This window comes from Pseudomonas sp. YNh (assembly GCF_037993085.1).
Lineage (GTDB): Bacteria > Pseudomonadota > Gammaproteobacteria > Pseudomonadales > Pseudomonadaceae > Aquipseudomonas > Aquipseudomonas putida.
The window spans coordinates 137795-155758 of record NZ_JBBMRJ010000005.1 but is presented as its reverse complement, the minus strand read 5'-3'; the positions used below and the strand labels follow the sequence as shown (position 1 = coordinate 155758).

The 17964-nt window shown below is 63.2% G+C and carries 13 protein-coding genes and 1 pseudogene; 8 read left to right on the top strand and 6 right to left on the bottom strand.

Going from position 1 to position 17964, the window contains the following annotated elements:
* Positions 1-168 precede the first annotated feature (168 nt).
* Together WF331_RS06555 and WF331_RS06550 are read left to right on the top strand one after the other, a co-directional pair.
* Positions 169-1821 (top strand): nitrite/sulfite reductase, encoded by a 1653-nt coding sequence (locus WF331_RS06555; RefSeq protein ID WP_016500494.1) that lies wholly within the window; start codon positions 169-171, stop codon positions 1819-1821.
* Positions 1805-2299 carry a DUF934 domain-containing protein gene (locus WF331_RS06550; protein ID WP_016485947.1) on the top strand — a complete coding sequence of 165 codons (495 nt, stop codon included), beginning with the start codon at positions 1805-1807 and terminating at the stop codon, positions 2297-2299. The genes WF331_RS06555 and WF331_RS06550 overlap by 17 nt, the downstream gene beginning before the upstream one ends.
* A gap of 46 nt (positions 2300-2345) precedes the next feature.
* On the opposite strand, the gene WF331_RS06545 is transcribed toward WF331_RS06550, so the two are convergent.
* Positions 2346-6380: an NEL-type E3 ubiquitin ligase domain-containing protein gene (locus WF331_RS06545; RefSeq protein WP_340622745.1), complete on the bottom strand. Its 4035-nt coding sequence runs from the start codon at positions 6378-6380 to the stop codon at positions 2346-2348.
* A gap of 203 nt (positions 6381-6583) precedes the next feature.
* Here WF331_RS06545 and dkgB point away from each other — a divergent pair, with 203 nt between their 5' ends.
* Together dkgB and WF331_RS06535 are read left to right on the top strand one after the other, a co-directional pair.
* On the top strand, positions 6584-7387 hold the full coding sequence (dkgB, locus tag WF331_RS06540; RefSeq protein ID WP_340622744.1) for a 2,5-didehydrogluconate reductase DkgB: 804 nt from the start codon (positions 6584-6586) through the stop codon (positions 7385-7387).
* A 184-nt stretch (positions 7388-7571) separates the two neighbouring features.
* On the top strand, positions 7572-8036 hold the full coding sequence (locus tag WF331_RS06535; RefSeq protein WP_049274937.1) for a nuclear transport factor 2 family protein: 465 nt from the start codon (positions 7572-7574) through the stop codon (positions 8034-8036).
* On the opposite strand, the gene WF331_RS06530 is transcribed toward WF331_RS06535, so the two are convergent.
* Positions 8037-9392, bottom strand: a complete 1356-nt coding sequence (locus WF331_RS06530; RefSeq protein WP_061202490.1) for an ATP-binding protein — start codon at positions 9390-9392, stop codon at positions 8037-8039.
* Complete coding sequence (locus tag WF331_RS06525; RefSeq protein WP_041167791.1) at positions 9389-10099, bottom strand: response regulator; 711 nt, start codon at positions 10097-10099, stop codon at positions 9389-9391. The genes WF331_RS06530 and WF331_RS06525 overlap by 4 nt, the downstream gene beginning before the upstream one ends.
* A 167-nt stretch (positions 10100-10266) precedes the next feature.
* On the opposite strand from WF331_RS06525, the gene WF331_RS06520 reads away from it, so the two are divergent.
* Entirely contained in the window at positions 10267-11049 is a 783-nt protein-coding gene (locus WF331_RS06520; protein ID WP_284364291.1) for an MlaA family lipoprotein, read from the top strand.
* Positions 11042-11272 carry a hypothetical protein gene (locus tag WF331_RS06515; RefSeq protein WP_016500501.1) on the top strand — a complete coding sequence of 77 codons (231 nt, stop codon included), beginning with the start codon at positions 11042-11044 and terminating at the stop codon, positions 11270-11272. Before WF331_RS06520 ends, WF331_RS06515 begins: the two co-directional genes overlap by 8 nt.
* Before the next feature lie 84 nt (positions 11273-11356).
* On the opposite strand, the pseudogene WF331_RS06510 reads toward WF331_RS06515, so the two are convergent.
* Both WF331_RS06510 and WF331_RS06505 read right to left on the bottom strand, forming a co-directional pair.
* A pseudogene (locus WF331_RS06510) lies at positions 11357-12323 on the bottom strand (aliphatic sulfonate ABC transporter substrate-binding protein).
* A 14-nt stretch (positions 12324-12337) separates the two neighbouring features.
* Complete coding sequence (locus WF331_RS06505; RefSeq protein ID WP_340622743.1) at positions 12338-13300, bottom strand: ABC transporter substrate-binding protein; 963 nt, start codon at positions 13298-13300, stop codon at positions 12338-12340.
* A gap of 287 nt (positions 13301-13587) precedes the next feature.
* Here WF331_RS06505 and WF331_RS06500 point away from each other — a divergent pair, with 287 nt between their 5' ends.
* Positions 13588-15501 carry a tyrosine-protein phosphatase gene (locus WF331_RS06500; RefSeq protein WP_340622742.1) on the top strand — a complete coding sequence of 638 codons (1914 nt, stop codon included), beginning with the start codon at positions 13588-13590 and terminating at the stop codon, positions 15499-15501.
* A 185-nt stretch (positions 15502-15686) separates the two neighbouring features.
* Here WF331_RS06500 and WF331_RS06495 read toward each other — a convergent pair whose 3' ends face one another.
* Positions 15687-16646 carry an AraC family transcriptional regulator gene (locus WF331_RS06495; RefSeq protein WP_041167792.1) on the bottom strand — a complete coding sequence of 320 codons (960 nt, stop codon included), beginning with the start codon at positions 16644-16646 and terminating at the stop codon, positions 15687-15689.
* Between the two features lie 142 nt (positions 16647-16788).
* Between WF331_RS06495 and WF331_RS06490 the strand changes: the two genes are divergently transcribed.
* The gene (locus WF331_RS06490; protein ID WP_340622741.1) at positions 16789-17937 is read left to right on the top strand and encodes a M14 family metallopeptidase; all 1149 of its coding nucleotides are present in this window, start codon (positions 16789-16791) and stop codon (positions 17935-17937) included.
* The last annotated feature ends 27 nt before the right edge of the window (positions 17938-17964 follow it).

The following is a 17964-nucleotide window of genomic DNA, read 5'->3' as shown; positions in this document are numbered from 1 at the left end:
CTACCGCCAGCGCACAAATGGCAGTCAGTCTCACATAGTTCATTTGGTTCTTTTCATATGCAAAAACATCACTTTAGCGCATAACCGCAACCTGATATCGTTCCCCGGCTCCGTACCGGAGTGCGCGGCCGTGCGCGCGAATAGCTGCATGCCTGAGACAGGACTTTTATGTACGTATACGACGAGTACGATCAGCGGATCATCGAGGACCGCGTCAAGCAGTTCCGTGATCAGACCCGCCGCTACCTGGCCGGTGAGCTGAGCGAAGAAGAATTCCGCCCTCTGCGCCTGCAGAACGGCCTATACATCCAACGTTTCGCGCCAATGCTGCGTGTCGCCGTGCCGTACGGCCAGCTGAGCGCCCGCCAGGTCCGCACCCTGGCGAAGATCGCTCGCGACTACGACAAGGGCTACGCGCACATTTCCACCCGCCAGAACGTGCAGTACAACTGGCCGGCACTGGAAGACATTCCGGACATTCTCGCCGAACTGGCCACCGTGCAGATGCATGCGATCCAGACCAGCGGCAACTGCCTGCGCAACACCACCACCGACCAGTTCGCCGGTGTGGCCGCAGACGAAATCATCGACCCGCGCCCGTGGTGCGAAATCGTCCGCCAGTGGACCACCTTCCACCCGGAATTCGCCTACCTGCCGCGCAAGTTCAAGATTGCCATCAACGGCTCGCAGGAAGACCGCGCTGCCATTGAAGTGCACGACATCGGCCTGGAGCCGGTGCGCAACGCTGCTGGCGAGCTGGGCTTCCGTGTACTGGTCGGCGGCGGCCTGGGCCGTACCCCGGTGGTCGGCTCGTTCATCAACGAGTTCCTGCCGTGGCAGGACCTGATCAGCTACCTGGACGCCATCCTGCGCGTGTACAACCGTTACGGTCGCCGTGACAACAAGTACAAGGCGCGGATCAAGATCCTGGTCAAGGCACTGACGCCTGAAGTGTTCGCCGAGAAGGTCGAGGCCGAAATGGTCCACCTGCGCGGCGGCAACACCACGCTGACCGAAGACGAAGTACTGCGCGTATCGCGCCATTTCGTCGACCCGGAGTACCTGGCCCTCGAAAACGTCGACTACGCCGCCCAGGACGCCGAAAACCCAGGCTTTGCCCGTTGGCGCTCGCGTAACACCCGGGCCCACAAGCGCCCTGGCTACGTCGCTGTAACCCTGTCGCTGAAGCCTACCGGCGTTGCCCCGGGCGACCTGACCGACAAGCAGCTGGACGCCGTGGCCGACCTGGCCGAGCGCTACAGTTTCGGCTTCCTGCGTACTTCGCACGAGCAGAACATCATCCTCGCCGACGTCGAGCAGCGTCAGCTGCACGCGCTGTGGCTGGAACTGCGCGAAGGCGGCTTCGCCACCCCGAACATCGGCCTGCTGACCGACATCATCTGCTGCCCGGGCGGTGACTATTGCTCGCTGGCAAACGCCAAGTCGATCCCGATCGCCGAGTCCATCCAGCGCCGTTTCGACGACCTGGACTACCTGTTCGACATCGGCGAGATCGACCTGAACATCTCTGGCTGCATGAACGCCTGCGGCCACCACCACGTGGGCCACATCGGCATCCTCGGCGTGGACAAGAAGGGTGAGGAGTTCTACCAGGTATCGCTGGGCGGCAATGCCGCGCGCGGCGCGAGCCTGGGCAAGATCCTCGGCCCGTCGTTCGCCCAGGATGCCATGGCCGATGTGATCGAGAAGCTGATCGCCGTGTACGTCGAGCAACGTACCGAGGAAGAGCGTTTCATCGACACCTACCAGCGTATCGGCATCGACCCCTTCAAGGAACGCGTCTATGCAGCGAATCATTAAGAACAACCAGATCGTCGACGAAACCTGGCACCTGCTGCCCAAGGAAACCTCGTTCGACGAGCTGACCAACTGCGACGACTACATCGTGCCGCTGCAGCTGTGGCGTGACCATGCCCACGTGCTCAAGGCCCGCGACGGCGGCCTGGGCGTGTGGCTGGACAGCGACGAAGAAGCGGAAGAAATCGGCGAAGACGTGCAGTACTTCCAGGTCATCGCACTGAACTTCCCGGCCTTCACCGACGGGCGCAGCTACTCCAATGCGCGCCTGCTGCGTGACCGCTACAAGTTCAAGGGCGAGCTGCGCGCCATCGGCGACGTACTGCGCGACCAGCTGTTCTTCATGGCCCGTTGCGGTTTCGATGCATTCGCCATCCGTGCCGACAAGGACCCGGAAGACGCGCTGCAAAGCCTGAAGGACTTCTCGGTGACCTACCAGGCCGCGACTGACGAACCGCTGCCGCTGTTCCGCCGCCGCTGATCGTCCCGCTCCAGCGAACAGCCCGCCCCTCGGCGGGCTGTTTCGTTTAAAGGCCGTGGCGCTGCATTGCCTCGCGGCTCAACGCCAGCAGAAGCTGGTGTCGCACGGCCTCCCGCTCAGTGCAGATTTGCTCGATTTGCGCGAGATAGTCGCCGTCACTCAGCGTTTTCCATTGCATGAACAACGTATCCAAGCGCTGCTGGAAAGGCACCTCCATCTGGCTGAAGCGTGCCGCCTGGTGTTCGTGCAGGTAGGCCTGCCAGAAGGTTCGATCTGCCAGGGCCTGCGCCAAGACTTGTGGTGTTTCCTCTCGCAGAACCTCGTTGCGTGCAGCGTCCAGCTCGTCAGGGCCCACCCCGCTGACACTCTGGTACATCAGCTTGTCAGGCTGCGCAGGGAGGTCGAGGCTATCCGCAAGCTTTACGCGATAGGTCAAATACACCTCGACGGGATCGATAGAATGCTGCTCAGCAATATGCCGGGCCGCAATTGCGTTGACTTTGTCCAGGCGGGCCAAGGAACGCCCCAGCCTCACCAGCGCCCGCTCCTTGTGCAACCCATCGCCCGCTGTTCCAGCCCTGGCGACCATCGCGCCAATCTCCAGTTCGCTGAGCGTAAGCAGCAACTCGTCACTGCAACTGCGCGGCCGGCTAACTTGCTCGAACAGGCTCGCACGCACTTCAGCGTGCTGCTCGCAGGCATCAAGGATGTGCCACACCCGCAACTGAAAATCGCGGGGCTGTGCGTGGTATTCACGCAGGCCCTGCAAGTCTGAAATGAACCGGAACAGATCACTCGCACCGTCCTCCCGGTACAAGCGGGCCCAGAGCGCCAGTCGCGCCTCGCGCTGCGCCGTGGAAAACCCCGACAGCCAAGGTAATGCAGCGCTCGGGCCCGACGATGAGTGAGGTGCAAGCCGACGTGCAGGTGACCCGGCGGACGCTCTGGCCAATTGCAGGCGCTGCACGGTCTGATCCGAGAGTGGATTGTCGTGCAGCTCCAGGCCCTGCAACAAGCGAAGCGGCAGCGCAGACAGTGCCTCAGGCAGCGTGTGGATCTGGTTGTCACGCATGTCCAGCAATTCCAGGTTGCCGTGCCTGGCCAGATCAACGGGCAATTCGCCCAGCCCGGTGTTGCGCAAGGACAACCGGCGCATCAGCGGGAACGATGCCAATGGCGGGAGCAAACCTACCGGGTTACCGTTCAGTTCGAGGCGGCGTAGCCCCTCGAGCTGGCTGAGGCGCAGGTTGTCGTCGCGGGTAAGTACGATCTGGTTGTCAGCAAGGCGCAGGTTTCTCAACTCGCCCAGTTGCTCGATGCCTGCCGGAAGCCGGGTCAGCTGGTTGCCCCGCAAATCCAGGTTACGCACGTTGCTGAAGCGAACCAGAAAACCCGCCTCGACGCTCGTCACCCGCATATCGCGCAATGTGAGGTGTGTGATGTGGTCGAAAGACACATGCTCAGGCAAGGCCGGCAGATTGCCCACCCGCTCACCCACGATGCTCAGGTGGTAATCACCCGCTACATCACCCGGCGTCGCGCGCTGCCAGCTCATCATGATGCGCCTGGCAACCTTGATCCGGCGCCAGCGGCGAACCAGGTTCAGCCCTGGCTCACTCCGCCAGGCGTGCAGTGCCTGCTTGAGGCTGGCCTTGGCGTGTAACAGTTGGCTGACATGGCTCCACGGCTCTAAACCCCGCCGAGCCAGGTCTTGCAGGTACGACTGCAACTCTTCACCGGTCATCAGCGGGAACACATGATTCAAAGTGCGCCGCAGCGCCTGGCGGGTCCCCGACAGGTGGCCACTGAGCGGGTAGCCCAAGCGCCCATCGAACAACCGCAAAGGCGGGCGAACGCCTTGCCCCACCGGGGCCAGCCCAATCATTCGGGCCGCCACCTCCCGGTCGGCAAGGGCATCGCCCAGCCCGCCCTGCGCGAGCTTTTCAGTATCAGCATTTACCGCAGCAGGCTGACGCAACCCTGCCAAGGCACGATCAATCCGGCTGTCACGTACGGCCCAACGTGCTCGCTCCGCCAGGGTAAGCGGCACCCGCCCCGCATCATCCAGGCGCTCGAGCTCGACACTGTTGGCGTGCTCGACAATTTCTCGTGCGCAGCGATGGGAAAGGCCAGGGAAGTCACGCATCAGCACCTGGTCCGCAGCGTTCGGGTTGACCTGCCGCTCGTTGAATATTGCCTCGAATGCCTCACCCCGCAGAGTCGGAAACTCATTGTGCAGGTGCCAGCGCTCGATGGCATCGAGCAAACGCGCCGGTGGTGCTGCGCTCTCCAGAACCAACCGGCGCAGCTGGTCCGCGCCGTAACCTGTAACCTGCACGCCAAAGGCAGCCGCCTCGTCGGAAACAGCCGCTGTGCGGCTGGCAAGCCGGTGAACCAGGTAGGCGGCGTCCTGCCAGCGCTGCGGTTGCTCGAACTCATGCACCCATCCCCCGGCACCATTGTGCTCGAGTGCTGGTAAATAGGCCCCCGGCCTGGACGGGTGATGAATGCGCCATACCCCATCGTCGCCTTCACTTACCTCATACACGGCATCGTGCAGGCGCCTCAGCGAACGACCATTTTCATTGATGGCCTGCCCTGGCGGCAGGTCGATGCCCGGTAGCTGATAGCCTGGCAAAGCCGGATCACACAGACGCAACTGGCCATCCGCCAGGCTTACCGGCACCAGCGCATCCACGCGTGCGACGCGCTGCGCGAGCTTGCCGAGACCCACCGCCCCTGCAGCCGTCAACGCCCCTGTAGCCACCGTCTCCGCCACGTTGAACAGGTGGCCCAAGGCAGCGTTGCGATCACCTAGCTGCCAGTCTTGGTACCCTTCGTAGACTTCGCCCGCCAACTGCGCGACCGTGAGCCCGAGCATGGCCTGGCCCAACCCGGGCACAAACAGCGCTGCCAGGCCTGCCACGCTCAGCCCCAAGTCAAGATAGCCTTGCAGACGGGCCTGGCGGTCGGCGATATCCTCATCCTCCGTTGATACCGCCAGTACCCGTGCATCATCCAGCATCTTGTCGAGCAGCGCTTTGCGCAGCGCGGTGAACACGTCGCCTTCGACCGCAAAGCAGCGGCCATCCAGCTCGAGCGGTAACACAGTATTGCCCTGCCTCAGCAGCGCGTTCAGGGCCGTGTAGAAAGCGACGCGATCCCGCTCTGCGACAAAACGCTGAAAGAACTGGCGATACGCTTCATCACGCATGCGTACACCCAGCGTCAGGTACAGCAGTTCCCAGTTGGCATGCCAGCTCACTGCGGCGTACCGGTCCTCAGGCAACCATGCGATAACGCCAACCAGGCGGGCGTTCTGACGCACTTCGATCGCCAGTGCGCCAATGATCTTCTTGCCCAGCAGCCTCAGGGTGTGGCACCTCACAACGGTGTCCTCGGCAGGCCCTGATGCGGCTTCGACAACGTGGCGGATACGCTGATACGTCAACTCGTCAATTTCACCCTTGACCCTGGCGACAACCGCGTCAAGCCCCAGCCTGGCGCTCAATGCCTCGTCCATGATGGCCTCGACCTGCACCCCGGCCATGCTTTCGGTTTGCAGCTGCGATTGCAGATGGCGTTGATAATGTCGACCGATATCGAGGCTGCGACAGAGCTGGGCGAATACCTCAACGCTCATTGGCAGCCTCTTTCCACTGGCATTGACCAGCTGTGACCCTGTGGCGAACCAGCCCGGTCGAGTTTCATTTTCGTGGAAGTTGTGCAGTGCCGCCGAAAGCAGCGACTGGGTACTTTCGACCCGCGTCGAGGAAGCTGGCAAAGCAGGCGATATCGGCGGATTTGCCCGCAGGGTCACCCATCTGACCCGGGCCAGGCGTAGGTCTACCTGTGTGATGGAGCGCGCCGCGAGCGCACTTTTGAGCAGCGGCTCGGCGAACTCGTCCAGAGGCTTGAGGGCCTGCAACCTGGCGTGGAGTTGCTCCTGCGCCCGCTGCTGACGCAATGAAGCTGCGCGCAACAGTGTCAAGTGTTCGACGCGAGCGCGCTTTACCCAACCAGGCAGATTATTGGCAATCAGCGCATCGATGGAATCGGCAGGTATCACAGAAGGGGTCATGGGCAGTGTGTCCGCTTGATAAAAGCGTTAGCTGACCAAGGTCTCACCCCGTTCTGGCGTTACTTATGTAATGAAGGCCAGGGTGAAACGCGATTCTTGCCCGCTGGTCAAAGGACTTTGACGCAGCAGCCGGTTATTCGTTGCCCTGCGAACCTGCACACTGGCTGCCACAGGATCCAACCCTATTTCCCAGGAGTAAGCCCATGAGCGTTCCTTCCTTCGGCCTCGGCACCTTCCGACTCACTGGCCAGACCGTCATCGACTCGGTCAAATCGGCCCTTGAGCTGGGCTATCGGGCCGTCGACACCGCACAGATCTACAAGAATGAAGCGGAAGTCGGCCAAGCCATCGCTGAAAGCGGCGTACCGCGCAGCGAGCTTTTCATTACCACCAAGATCTGGGTCGACAACTACGCGGCGGACAAGCTGGTCCCAAGCCTGCGCGAAAGCCTCAAGAAACTGCGTACCGACTACGTCGACCTGCTGCTGATCCACTGGCCAGCCCCAGGCAACGGCGTAGCGTTGCCGGAATACATGACCGCACTGGCCGAAGCGAAGAAGCTGGGCCTGACCCGACAGATTGGTGTGTCCAATTTCAACATCGCACTGACTCGCCAGGCCATCGAAATCGTTGGCAAGGGCGAAATTGCCACCAACCAGATCGAACTCAGCCCGTACCTGCAGAACAGCAAGCTGGTCGCGTTTCTCAAGGAGCAAGGCGTCACCGTCACCTCGTACATGACCCTGGCCTATGGCAAGGTCCTGAAAGACCCGGTGCTGGCCGACATCGCGGCCAAGCACAAGGCCACCGTCGCCCAGGTTGCCCTGGCCTGGGCCCTGCAGCTGGGCTACGCGGTAATACCGTCTTCGACCAAGCGCGAAAACCTGGCCAGCAACCTGCTTGCCCGCGACCTGAAGCTGGACACCGACGACATGGCACGCATCGCCACGCTGGAACGCAATGGCCGCGAGGTCAGCCCTGACGGCCTGGCGCCTGCCTGGGACTGATGGACGGTTGGGTGGCCGCAGCCAGTACTGCCTGACTGCGACCACCTGTAGCCGCGGCTGCACTACGCGTGAAATCATGCATTGTTCCACGCACTGCAATTATGAAGTGCCTGGCGCATCCGTTCTCTTGATCGGGCATCGGCGGTTAATCTGCTACACGTAAACCGACCTGAGGAGTACCGCGATGTCCCGCCCACCCCTGCCGCCCTTTACGCGCGAAAGCGCCATCGAAAAGGTCCGCCTGGCCGAAGATGGCTGGAACGGCCGCAACCCGGCCAAAGTTGCACTCGCCTATACCCCTGATACGGTTTGGCGTAACCGCGCCGAGTTCCCCCGTGGGCGTGCCGAGGTCGAGGCATTCCTGACCCGTAAATGGAACCATGAACTGGAATACCGCCTGATCAAGGAGCTATGGGCTTTCACCGGCAATCGCATTGCCGTGCGCTATGCCTACGAGTACCACGACGACAGCGGCCAGTGGTTTCGTGCCTATGGCAACGAAAACTGGGAGTTTGCCGAAGATGGGCTGATGCAGAACCGGCATTCGAGCATCAACGAACACCCCATCAGCGAAGCCGAACGCAAGTTCCACTGGCCGCTGGGTCGCCGCCCGGATGACCACCCCGGGCTCAGCGAACTGGGCCTCTGATCAACCCAGCGGCAGCTCTACCCTGGCTTGCAAACCGCCACCGGGGCGGTTGCTCAGGGTCAGGCTGCCGCCTTGCTCCAGCACGATGGCCCGTGCTGCGGGCAGGCCCAGCCCCACACCACCCGTGTCCCGATTGCGCGAACCTTCGATACGGTAAAACGGCACAAATACCTGCTCCTGCAGGGCCGGCGCGATGCCCGGGCCGCGGTCTTGCACGGTTATCTCGATCTGCCTGGCACTTACCGCCAACACCACCGATGGCTCGCGGCCGTATTTGGCAGCATTGTCGATCAAGTTGACCAACACCCGCTTGATACCCACCGGCCGCCCTGTATACACACAACGGCGCGGCCCGCTGAGGCCGACCTCGACACCCGCATCCTTGAAATCGTCCACCACCGTGAGCAGCAACTCGCCCAGGTCGAACACGGTCGTCTGCTCCAGCCGCGCATCATCACGGAAAAACGCCAACGCGGCGTCGACCATCGCCTGCATCTCATCCACGTCCTTGAACAACTTGGCCTGTAGCTGGGCATCGTCGATGAACTCGGCACGCAAGCGCATGCGCGTCAGCGGTGCACGCAAGTCGTGGGAGATTGCCGCCAGCATCTGGGTACGGTCGTTCAGGTAATGCTTGAGCTGGGCCTGGGTGGCATTGAACGCAAGAATGGCCTGGCGCAGGTCGTGCGGGCCAACCACCGGAATCGGCGGGGCGTTGAAGTCCTTGCCAAAACGCCGCACCCCCTGGGCAAAGCGCTCCAACGGCTTGGCCAGATAGCGTGTGGCCGACAGTGCGACAGCCAGGCTGGAAACCAGCATCAACACCAGGACGATCAGGTTGCGCGGCAGCTCGTCCAGGCCCCAGCTGCGGTCTGTGGCTCGAAACAGCACCCACGACTTGTCGGCCAGCTCGATCATCAAGGCATAGCCACGTTCAGAGGTGTATTCCGGCATGTCGGACGGCTCGAACGCCTCGACCCTGGCATCCGGGCGCTTGAGCAGTGCACGCAGGATAGGCGTGCCCTCGCGGAACTCGGCATCGACCAACGCCGGCACACCCGCCTCGTCATGGCGTCGCAACCATCGCACGGAATAGGAGCCGTCACCTGCCGCAATGGCGATATTGGCACGCTGCGCCATCGGCGCGGCATCGAGGATGCGGGTCACCGCTGCAACCTTCTCGATCACCCCGCTCTCCAGCAGCGGTGGTTGCGCCCACACACTCAGCAGCAGGCTGAACAGCCCCTTGAGCAGCAGCAGGAACAGCATCGCTGTCAGCGTGGTCAGCGCAATCCATCGGGCAATGGTGATTCTGGGCTGCGGCAGGGCCTGGCGAACCCGGGCAACCAGGCTCATCGCTTCGCGACCGTGGGGGTGAACAGGTAACCGGCGTTGCGCAGTGTACGGATCAGGGGCTCACGCCCATTGTCGGTTTCAAGCTTGCGGCGCAGCCGGCTTACTTGCACGTCAATGCTGCGGTCATAAGCGTCGTAGGCATCACCACGGGCCATGTCCAGCAATTGCTGGCGGCTGAGCACCCGACGCGGGTGTTCGGCAAACACCAGCAGCAGTTCGAATTCGCCATTGGACAAGGGGATCATGACGTTGTCCGGCGAGCGCAATTCGCGCCGCACCACGTCCAGCTGCCAGCCGGCAAACTCAAGGCTGCTACTGGCGTGGCCCGCCGTGCCCCCTGCCTTTTCGCCGGCCCGACGCAAGACTGCCCTCACCCGCGCCAGCAGTTCACGGGCAGCAAACGGCTTGGTCACGTAGTCGTCAGCCCCCAGTTCCAGGCCCACAACCCGGTCGCTCAGCTCGCCCATGGCGGTGAGCATGATCACCGCCACCTTGTGTTCGGCCAGCAGCCGCTGGCACAACACCAGGCCGCTGTCGCCGGGTAACATCACATCGAGGATGACCAGGTCCGGCACCCGCCGATCAAGCGCCTGCCACAGCCCCTGGCCATCCTGGGCCACGTCCACTTCGTAACCATGCTGGCGAAGAAACTTCTGCAGCAGGTCAAGCACCTCGACATCATCGTCGACTATCAGCAAATGGCTCACGAAAACGCACCACAGACAAGGTAAACAAGCCGTACTTTAAGGCCATGCCCCTGTGGTCGTCATATATTTCAACCCGGAAACAAAGTGTCAGTGCCGAGACGATCCGGACATTACCGGGCAACGAACATTGCGCAGCATCGCCGCCAGTTCTTGCCAGGAATGTGCCTATGTCCCGTTCATCATCCAATTCCCGTACGGCGCGCTCTGCTGCGCTGGTGTTATCGCTGCTCGCGGCCGGAGCCTGCAGCCAACGCGCTCACGCCACCAGCGCCTGCGGCAACCTCGCCTATCAGGTCAGTGACCCGCTGGAGCCGGCCAACCGCGCCGTATTCGCCTTCAACCGCACGGTCGACGACTACCTGCTAGCGCCTGTCGCCCGGGGCTATGGCATGCTCCCCGGCTTTGCCCGGCAAGGCGTGCATAACTTTGCCAACAACTTTGGCGAGCCCAAGGTGTTCGTCAATGACCTGCTGCAGGGTAATGGCGAACGGGCGATGACCAGCCTCACACGCTTCATCTTCAACACCACCCTGGGTGTAGCGGGCGTGGTCGATGTGGCGGGCAAAATGGGCTTGAGCCAGCACAGGTCAGACTTCGGCCAGACCTTCGGGGTTTGGGGCATCGCCAATGGCCCCACCGTCGAACTGCCGCTGTTGGGTACGCACAACCTGCGCGACGCAACGGGCAGCGTGTTGAGCCTGGCGGTGGACCCGTTCGGCGACAATAGCGATACGGTCGACACCCTCAGTACCGTGGCGACTGCCGGGCATGTGGTGGACAGCCGCGCCGCCGCGCTACCGTTGACGGCCTGGCTGCAAACCTGGCCCGATTATTACCTGGCGCTGCGCGACTACACCGCGCAGCAACGCAACAACCTCGTAGCAGAAGGCAAGGCAGGCAAGCCCGGAACGTGGCAAGCCAATTGCTCGCAGGTAACCGGCCATGAATGATGCGCAAGCGGCCATGCTGCTGTTCCGGCGCCTGGAAGGCGCCGCCCGGCAACCGTTGTTGCTGCACGAACTGGAGGCTCGGGTGTCCGCCGACGGTCGCAACCTGGTCCTCAGCCGCTACCGCGAACGCTACACCGCCGAAGGCAAACCGTACCGGCACGAGGCTCACCGCAGCGTACCGATCGCTGCATTGCTGCGCTGGATGGCCAGGCACGAGCGATGAATCTGAAGCGAGCCGGGTATTGATCTTTCATCGCGATCAACTGTAGGAGCGGGTCTACCCGCGAAGAGGCCGGCTCAGGCAGCCTTAGTCAGCAGCCCTGGGCTCGAATACAGTCACCGCTCGCGCATCCACCGGTTTGGGCAGTAACCCTTCGCGGTAGAAGGCATCGGCAATGCGTTGTTGTTCACCAAGGTTGTCCAACTGCACCGGCTGCACGTCATAGCTGCGTCGGCCATTGGCCTGCTGCACCGTGGCGCTGTCCAGGTTGCCCCAGAGCGGCCCCAGCACCCGGGCAGCCGCTGCGGGGTTGGCTTTGGTCCAGGCACCGATTTCGCGCAGCGCCTGGTACACCTGCTGCAGCACTTCAGGGTGCGCCTTGGCGTAATCGCTGCCGGCCAGGTAGTAACGCTGGTAGCTCGCCAGCTCGCTGCCATCAGCCAGAACGCGCGCGTTCTGCTGGCGCTGGGCGCTCGCCACGTAGGGGTCCCAGGTGACCCAGGCATCGACCTTGCCATTCTCGAACGCCGCCCGGCCGTCGGCCGGGATCAGGTACGCCGGAGTGATGTCCTTGAAGCTGAGGCCGGCCTTGGCCAAGGCCTGGATCAACAGGTAATGGCTACCCGCCGCCTTGGTCACCGCCACCCGCTTGCCCTTGAGGTCGGCCAGGGTCTTGAGCGGCGAGCTGGCTGGCTGGCACCAGGATGGCCTGGGCCGTGGGCGATGGCGCCTCACGAGCAAAATAGGTGAGTTTGGCACCGGCCGCCTGGGTGAACACCGGTACGGTATCGGCCACGTCCGCCGACAGGTCGACATTGCCCAGGTTCAGCGCCTCCAGCAGTGGCAGGCCGCTGGGGAACTCGTGCCAGCTGACGCGAATGCCTTCGGCCTGCAGGCGCTGCTCCAGCGTGCCACGGGCTTTGAGCAGGGTCAGCAGGGTGGAGGATTTCTGGTAACCGATGCGCAGGATCTGCTCGGCGTTGGCAAGCGACGGCAGCAGGCCACCGAGCAGCAGGCCCAGGGCCAGGTGACGCAGGCGTTTACGGTGCAGCATGGGGTGTCTCCAGGTCAATGTTGGGCCAGCGAGCCAGTGGCGGGCACGGTAAAGCCCGTGGCGAAGGTGGGGGCAACGTCCAGGCGTTGGTTCATCAGGCCGTGGGCGTGGTAGAAGTCGGCGGTTTCCTGCTGTTCGCCGATGGTCTTCGCGTCGATGCCCTGCCAACGCAACTGGCGGCGCTCGAACTGCAGGCGGGCAGCGTCCTGCGGGAAGCCGATGATCGCGGCCAGGGTTTGCGAATAGCTGTCCAGGTGCTGGTACGCCCAGACCTGGGCGGCGGCCAGGCGGGCCAGGTAATCTTGCAATGCGGCCTTGCGCGCCGGGTCATCCAGCGCCTTGTCGGTGGCCGCCAGGAAACTGTTGCCACTGGACAGCCCGCGGCCATTGACCAGCACCTTGCCCTGGCCGCTCAGCTCTGCCAGCGCGGTGTAGGGTTCCCAGGTCGACCAGGCGTCCACCGAGCCATTGGCCAGTGCGATCTTGGCGTCGACCGGGCCGAGAAAGCGGAACTCCACGTCTTTTTCGCTGAGCCCGACCTGATCCAGCGCCTTCAGCGCCAGGTGATGGCCGATGGAGCCACGGCCAGTGGCGATACGCTTGCCCTTGAGCTCGGCCGCGCTGTGCAGCGCAGCATCAGGGCGCACCAGTAGCGCCGTGCCATACGGGTCTGATTTGTCCACGGCAATGGCCTTGACCGGCGCACCGGAGGCCAGCACGAAGAGCAACGGCGCATCACCGATGATGCCGGCATCGATCGCGCCGGCATTCAGTGCTTCGGCCAACGGCGCGGCAGCGGGGAATTCTGCCCAGCGGATGTCGTAAGGCAGGTCGCGCAGGGCATCGGCGGCCTCCAGCTGGGCGCGCATATTGCCTTTCTGGTCACCGATGCGCAGGGTCAGGCGGTCACTGGCAAATGCCTGTGTGGCCAGCAGTGTGGCAGCGGCGAGCAGCAGCAGGCGAGATCGAATGGACATCCGCAGTTCCTTGCAGGTTGAAAGAACTGCGAATGTAGCGGGCCGCATTAAATAAATAAACGTGATTAAAGTAATAAGCTAATATGCAAAAAATATCGATCGCGAATAACCCTTGTCATAGCCAGTGGGTGATTGATGGGAGCGCTTTTCGCCCCAGTCGCCGGGACAGAAGACGCAAAACCAGGACAGATCGCGCAAGCTTTTGCACATCACCGCAACCTGTAACATTCAGTTTCATATTGCTCCAGGACAGTAGACAGCCCAAACCACTGCCTGAGGCCTGATCCGTGCTGCAACGTGTGCTCTGCTCCCTGTCCCTGCTCACCCTTGCCATTTCCACCGCCCACGCCGCCGAAGCGCTCGACACCCCGCGCCTGGCCGGCATGGACAATTTCCGCGACATCGCAGGCACCACCAGTGCCTACACCACCAGCCATGACGGCACAATGCGGGCGGGCGTGTTCTACCGCTCCAATGCCCTTACCCCGACCGCCGCCGACCTGGCTACCTTCAATGGCCTGGGTATCAGCGATGTGTACGACCTGCGCACCCCAAGCGAAATAGCCAGCACCCCCGATACCCTGCCGGACGGCGCCAGCTACACCAACATCGACATCATTGGCAGCACCACATCGGGCTCCAACATCACCAATATTTCCTTCAGCAGCGCAGAACAGGCGCGGGCGATGATGCAGGAGACCAACCGCGCCTTCGTCAATGACGCCGGCATGCGTGGCCAGTTTGCCGTGCTGTTCAACGAACTGGCCGCTGCCGATGGCGCGGCGCTGTTCCATTGCACTGCGGGCAAGGACCGCACCGGCTGGACGGCAGCGGTGCTGCTGAGCATCGCCGGGGTGGACGAGGCCACCATCATGAGCAACTACCTGGCCACCAACGACTACACCGCCGCCCGAGTGGCTGCCACCCTGGCGGCGATGCCGGCGAGCATGGCCGAAATCTATGCACCGTTACTGGGGGTCGAAGCCAGCTACCTGCAGGCTGGCCTCGATGAAATCAGCGCCGACTACGGCAACTTGGAAAACTACCTCAAGCAGGGCCTTGGCCTGAGCCAGGAAACGATCTACGTGCTGCGCGGCAAGATGGTGCGCTATGGCTCCCTGCCCGGCGAGGCTGGCCTGCTGGGCAACGCTGCCGCCGGCGCGCAATTGTTGCGCGAGCTGCAGGACACCCCGCTGTCGGGCAGCTACAGCGCCTACAACTACTACCTGCAATCGGCCATCGATGCCGGCACCTTGGGCGGCGTGACCTCGACGGTTGGCGGCCAGGTGCACGCGGATGCCGCCAGCTACCTGTTGCGCCAAGGCGCCATGGTCACGCGTGCGGCTTCGCCCTTTGCCGACGCCAGCAACCTCAAGGTCGGCCAGGCGCGCCTGTGGAGCACGGCGCTGGCGGGCTACCTGGGCACTGACGGCTCAGCCCATGCGGCCAGCAGCAACGAACACAGCCAAGGGTTGATGGTGGGCATGACCCAGCGCTTCTCCGAACAGCTCAGCGGCCATGCCGGTTTTGGCTACAACCGCGGCAATGTGGGCGGTGCCGGTGGCGAGGCCGATACTGACCTGACCTTCCTCAGCCTGGGGGCACGCTTTGCCCCGGGGAGCCTGGAGCACGGGCTGTTCATCGATGCCGACATCAGCGGCGGCTGGCTTGACTACTCCAGCAAGCGCGAACTGGGCGGCGGCCTGGGCACGGCCAAAGGTGACAGCCACGGCACCCTGGCGGGTGCCAGCCTGGCATTGGGTTATCGCCTGCCCACCCAGGGCGTGGTGCTGGAGCCAAGCCTTGGCGTTCGGGTCAGCCACGTCGACCTGAACGGCTTCACCGAGAAAGGCAGCGAACTGGCCCTGCAAGTGGACGACCTGAAAGAAACCCGGCGCAGTGCGGTGGCCAACCTCAAGGCGTCGTTCGCGCCGATTCCGGTAGGCAGCTGGCGGTTGGTGCCGGGAGTGGAAGTGGGTTACGAGCATGCCCTGGGTGATCAGCAGGTGGATAGCCAAGGGCATCTGCTGGGGCTGGATATCGAGCAACGTGCGGCATTCGACAACCGCGATCAGTTCACTGGCGGGGTGAGCCTGATGGCCCACCTGGGTGCATTGAGTGTCGGCGGCGAAGTGGCGGCGATGGGCGGGGGCGACAGCCACGGGCTGAGCGGCAGCCTCAAGGCCAGCTACGCGTTCTGATCCTGTAACCGCTGGCACCGGCTGCGCCGGTGTTCGCGGGTAAACCCGCTCCCACAATGACGGCGCTGGCCTTGCAGACCGTGATCAAGCCTGCCCCCACAGGCACTCCAGCATTTTGAAGGCTGCGGTGAACCTGTGGGAGCGGGTTCACCCGCGAACACCGGCAAAGCCGGTGCCCGGCAGCGCTAACCACTGCGCCGTACTTCAGCCGGGCTTACTCCGAACGCCTGCTGGAAGTACTGGGCAAAACGCCCCGCGTTGCTGAACCCATGGCGCAAGGCCACTTCGGCCACCGACCCGCCCTCCCCGCGCGCAAGCACCTGGCGCGCACTTTCCAGCCGCACCTGCCGTTGATACCCGACAATCGATGTACCAGCAAAACGGCGGAAACCATCCTGCAAGGCGCGCAGGCTGACATTGGCCAACCCCGCCAGCTCGGTGCCACTGACCAAACGCGCCGGGTGCTCGTGCAGGTACGCCATCGCCAGCTTCACATGGCGCGGCGCCAACCCGGGCGCAGGGCTGCGCAGGGCATCGCTATAGTTGTGCGGCCAGGCCTCCAGCACCGCATCCACCATCATTTCCTGCAGGCGGGTCGGCATCAGCACGCCGGTATTGATCAGCTGGTCGAACTGCGTACCGGTGGCCATTTCCAGCAACGCGCGTATGCCCTGGAACACCGGCAACGCCAGGTCCACCACCGGGGCAAAACACACCGGTGCCGCCAAGGGTTGGCCTAACAACAGGGACAGGCGCTCGGCAAACAACCCGCGGTGTATCGACATGCCGCACTGGGCATGGTTTTCGGCAAAGCGCACCGTGCGAATATCGCGTTTGTCGACCGCCAGCCCCACCTGGGCACCACCAACCGACTCGCCTCGGTGATCGAAGATGATCTTGCCAGCAGTGGACAGCACGAAGGTGATCTCATCCTGTGGCGTGGGCAGGGTGATGCTGAAATCCCCGCCATACTGCATGCGCCGCACGCTCATGCCTTCAAAGCGCCCATACACGCCGCCAATGCTGATGCCCTCGGCCAGCGGCGGCATGTCGGCATACAGGTTGCCGAACATCTGTGTGAACAAAGCACCAAAGTCATCGCTGCGCATGTCGCGAGAGCGGAGGATGAAGGGCTTGCGGTTCATGCCGGAATGCACTGTAGGTTCACCTGTGCGAAGGGGGACCCGGATGCTGCCATGCCCGCATGACAACCGCGTTAAAGAGGCAGCGAACCCGCCAAGCCGTGTACAGTACCCCTACAACAATGCCCGCAAAGGAGCCCGGCACATGACCGTGACGCTATCCCCCCTGCAGATCGACTGCGCTTTCGATTCCGGCAACATCCAGGTACTGGACGCCATCAACCCGGCCCAGGTGCACCTGGCCATCCGCCCGGACACCCACAGCGGCCACTATCAGTGGTTTCATTTCAAGGTCAGCGGGCTGACGCCGGGCCAGGTCCATCGCTTCAGCCTCGACAACGCCTCTGGCTCTTCGTACAAGAACGCCTGGAGCGGTTACAACGCGGTGGCCTCCTACGATCAGCAAAGCTGGTTCCGTGTGCCCAGCCAGTTCGACGGCACCGCGCTGTCGTTCGAAGTGAACGCAGAGCAGGACCAGATCTGGTTCGCCTACTTCGAACCCTACCCACGCGCGCGCCACAACCAGTTGATCGAACGCGCGCAGCAACTGCCGGGAGTCGAGTTGCTGGCCAACGGCCGCAGCGTGCAGGGCCGCGCCATCCCCCTGCTGCGTGCCGGCGATGGCGCCGCAGGCAAGCGCAAGCTGTGGCTGATTGCCCAGCAACACCCGGGCGAACACATGGCCGAATGGTTCATGGAGGGCGTGATCGACCGCCTGCAAGCCAACGACGCGGTGATCCAGGGCTTGCTGGCCAAGGCCGACCTGTACCTGATCCCCAACATGAACCCCGACGGCGCCTTCCTCGGCCACCTGCGCACCAACTACAAGGGCAAGGACCTCAACCGCGCCTGGCAGGACGCCAGCGTCGAGCTGACCCCGGAGGTGTTCTTCGCCCAGGCGCAGATGAAGCAGTACGGCGTGGATGCGTTCATCGACGTGCATGGTGACGAAGAGATTCCGCACGTGTTCACCGCCGCCTGCGAGGGTAACCCGGGTTACACGCCGCGGCTGGCAAAACTCGAAGAGCAATTCCGCAGCACTTTGTGCAGCGTGACCCGCGACTTCCAGACCGTGCATGGCTATACCCGTGACCAGCCGGGACAGGCGAATACCACGCTGGCCTGCAATGCCGTGGGCATGGCCCATGACTGCCTGTCGCTGACGCTGGAGATGCCGTTCAAGGACCATGACGACGCGCCCGATCCGGTTACCGGATGGTCGGGTGCACGTTCGAAGGCGCTGGCGGGGTCGGTGCTGGAGACCCTGTCAAAAATGGCGGACGATTTGCGCTGAGCCCTGCCTTACCCGGCCCCTGTAGGA

Excerpts from the sequence above, each read along its gene's own strand:
- WF331_RS06555 (WP_016500494.1), top strand. The coding sequence starts at position 169 with ATGTACGTATACGACGAGTACGATCAGCGGATCATCGAGGACCGCGTC.
- WF331_RS06550 (WP_016485947.1), top strand. The coding sequence starts at position 1,805 with ATGCAGCGAATCATTAAGAACAACCAGATCGTCGACGAAACCTGGCAC.
- WF331_RS06545 (WP_340622745.1), bottom strand. The coding sequence starts at position 6,380 with ATGACCCCTTCTGTGATACCTGCCGATTCCATCGATGCGCTGATTGCC.
- dkgB (WP_340622744.1), top strand. The coding sequence starts at position 6,584 with ATGAGCGTTCCTTCCTTCGGCCTCGGCACCTTCCGACTCACTGGCCAG.
- WF331_RS06535 (WP_049274937.1), top strand. The coding sequence starts at position 7,572 with ATGTCCCGCCCACCCCTGCCGCCCTTTACGCGCGAAAGCGCCATCGAA.
- WF331_RS06530 (WP_061202490.1), bottom strand. The coding sequence starts at position 9,392 with ATGAGCCTGGTTGCCCGGGTTCGCCAGGCCCTGCCGCAGCCCAGAATC.
- WF331_RS06520 (WP_284364291.1), top strand. The coding sequence starts at position 10,267 with ATGTCCCGTTCATCATCCAATTCCCGTACGGCGCGCTCTGCTGCGCTG.
- WF331_RS06515 (WP_016500501.1), top strand. The coding sequence starts at position 11,042 with ATGAATGATGCGCAAGCGGCCATGCTGCTGTTCCGGCGCCTGGAAGGC.
- WF331_RS06505 (WP_340622743.1), bottom strand. The coding sequence starts at position 13,300 with ATGTCCATTCGATCTCGCCTGCTGCTGCTCGCCGCTGCCACACTGCTG.
- WF331_RS06495 (WP_041167792.1), bottom strand. The coding sequence starts at position 16,646 with ATGAACCGCAAGCCCTTCATCCTCCGCTCTCGCGACATGCGCAGCGAT.
- WF331_RS06490 (WP_340622741.1), top strand. The coding sequence starts at position 16,789 with ATGACCGTGACGCTATCCCCCCTGCAGATCGACTGCGCTTTCGATTCC.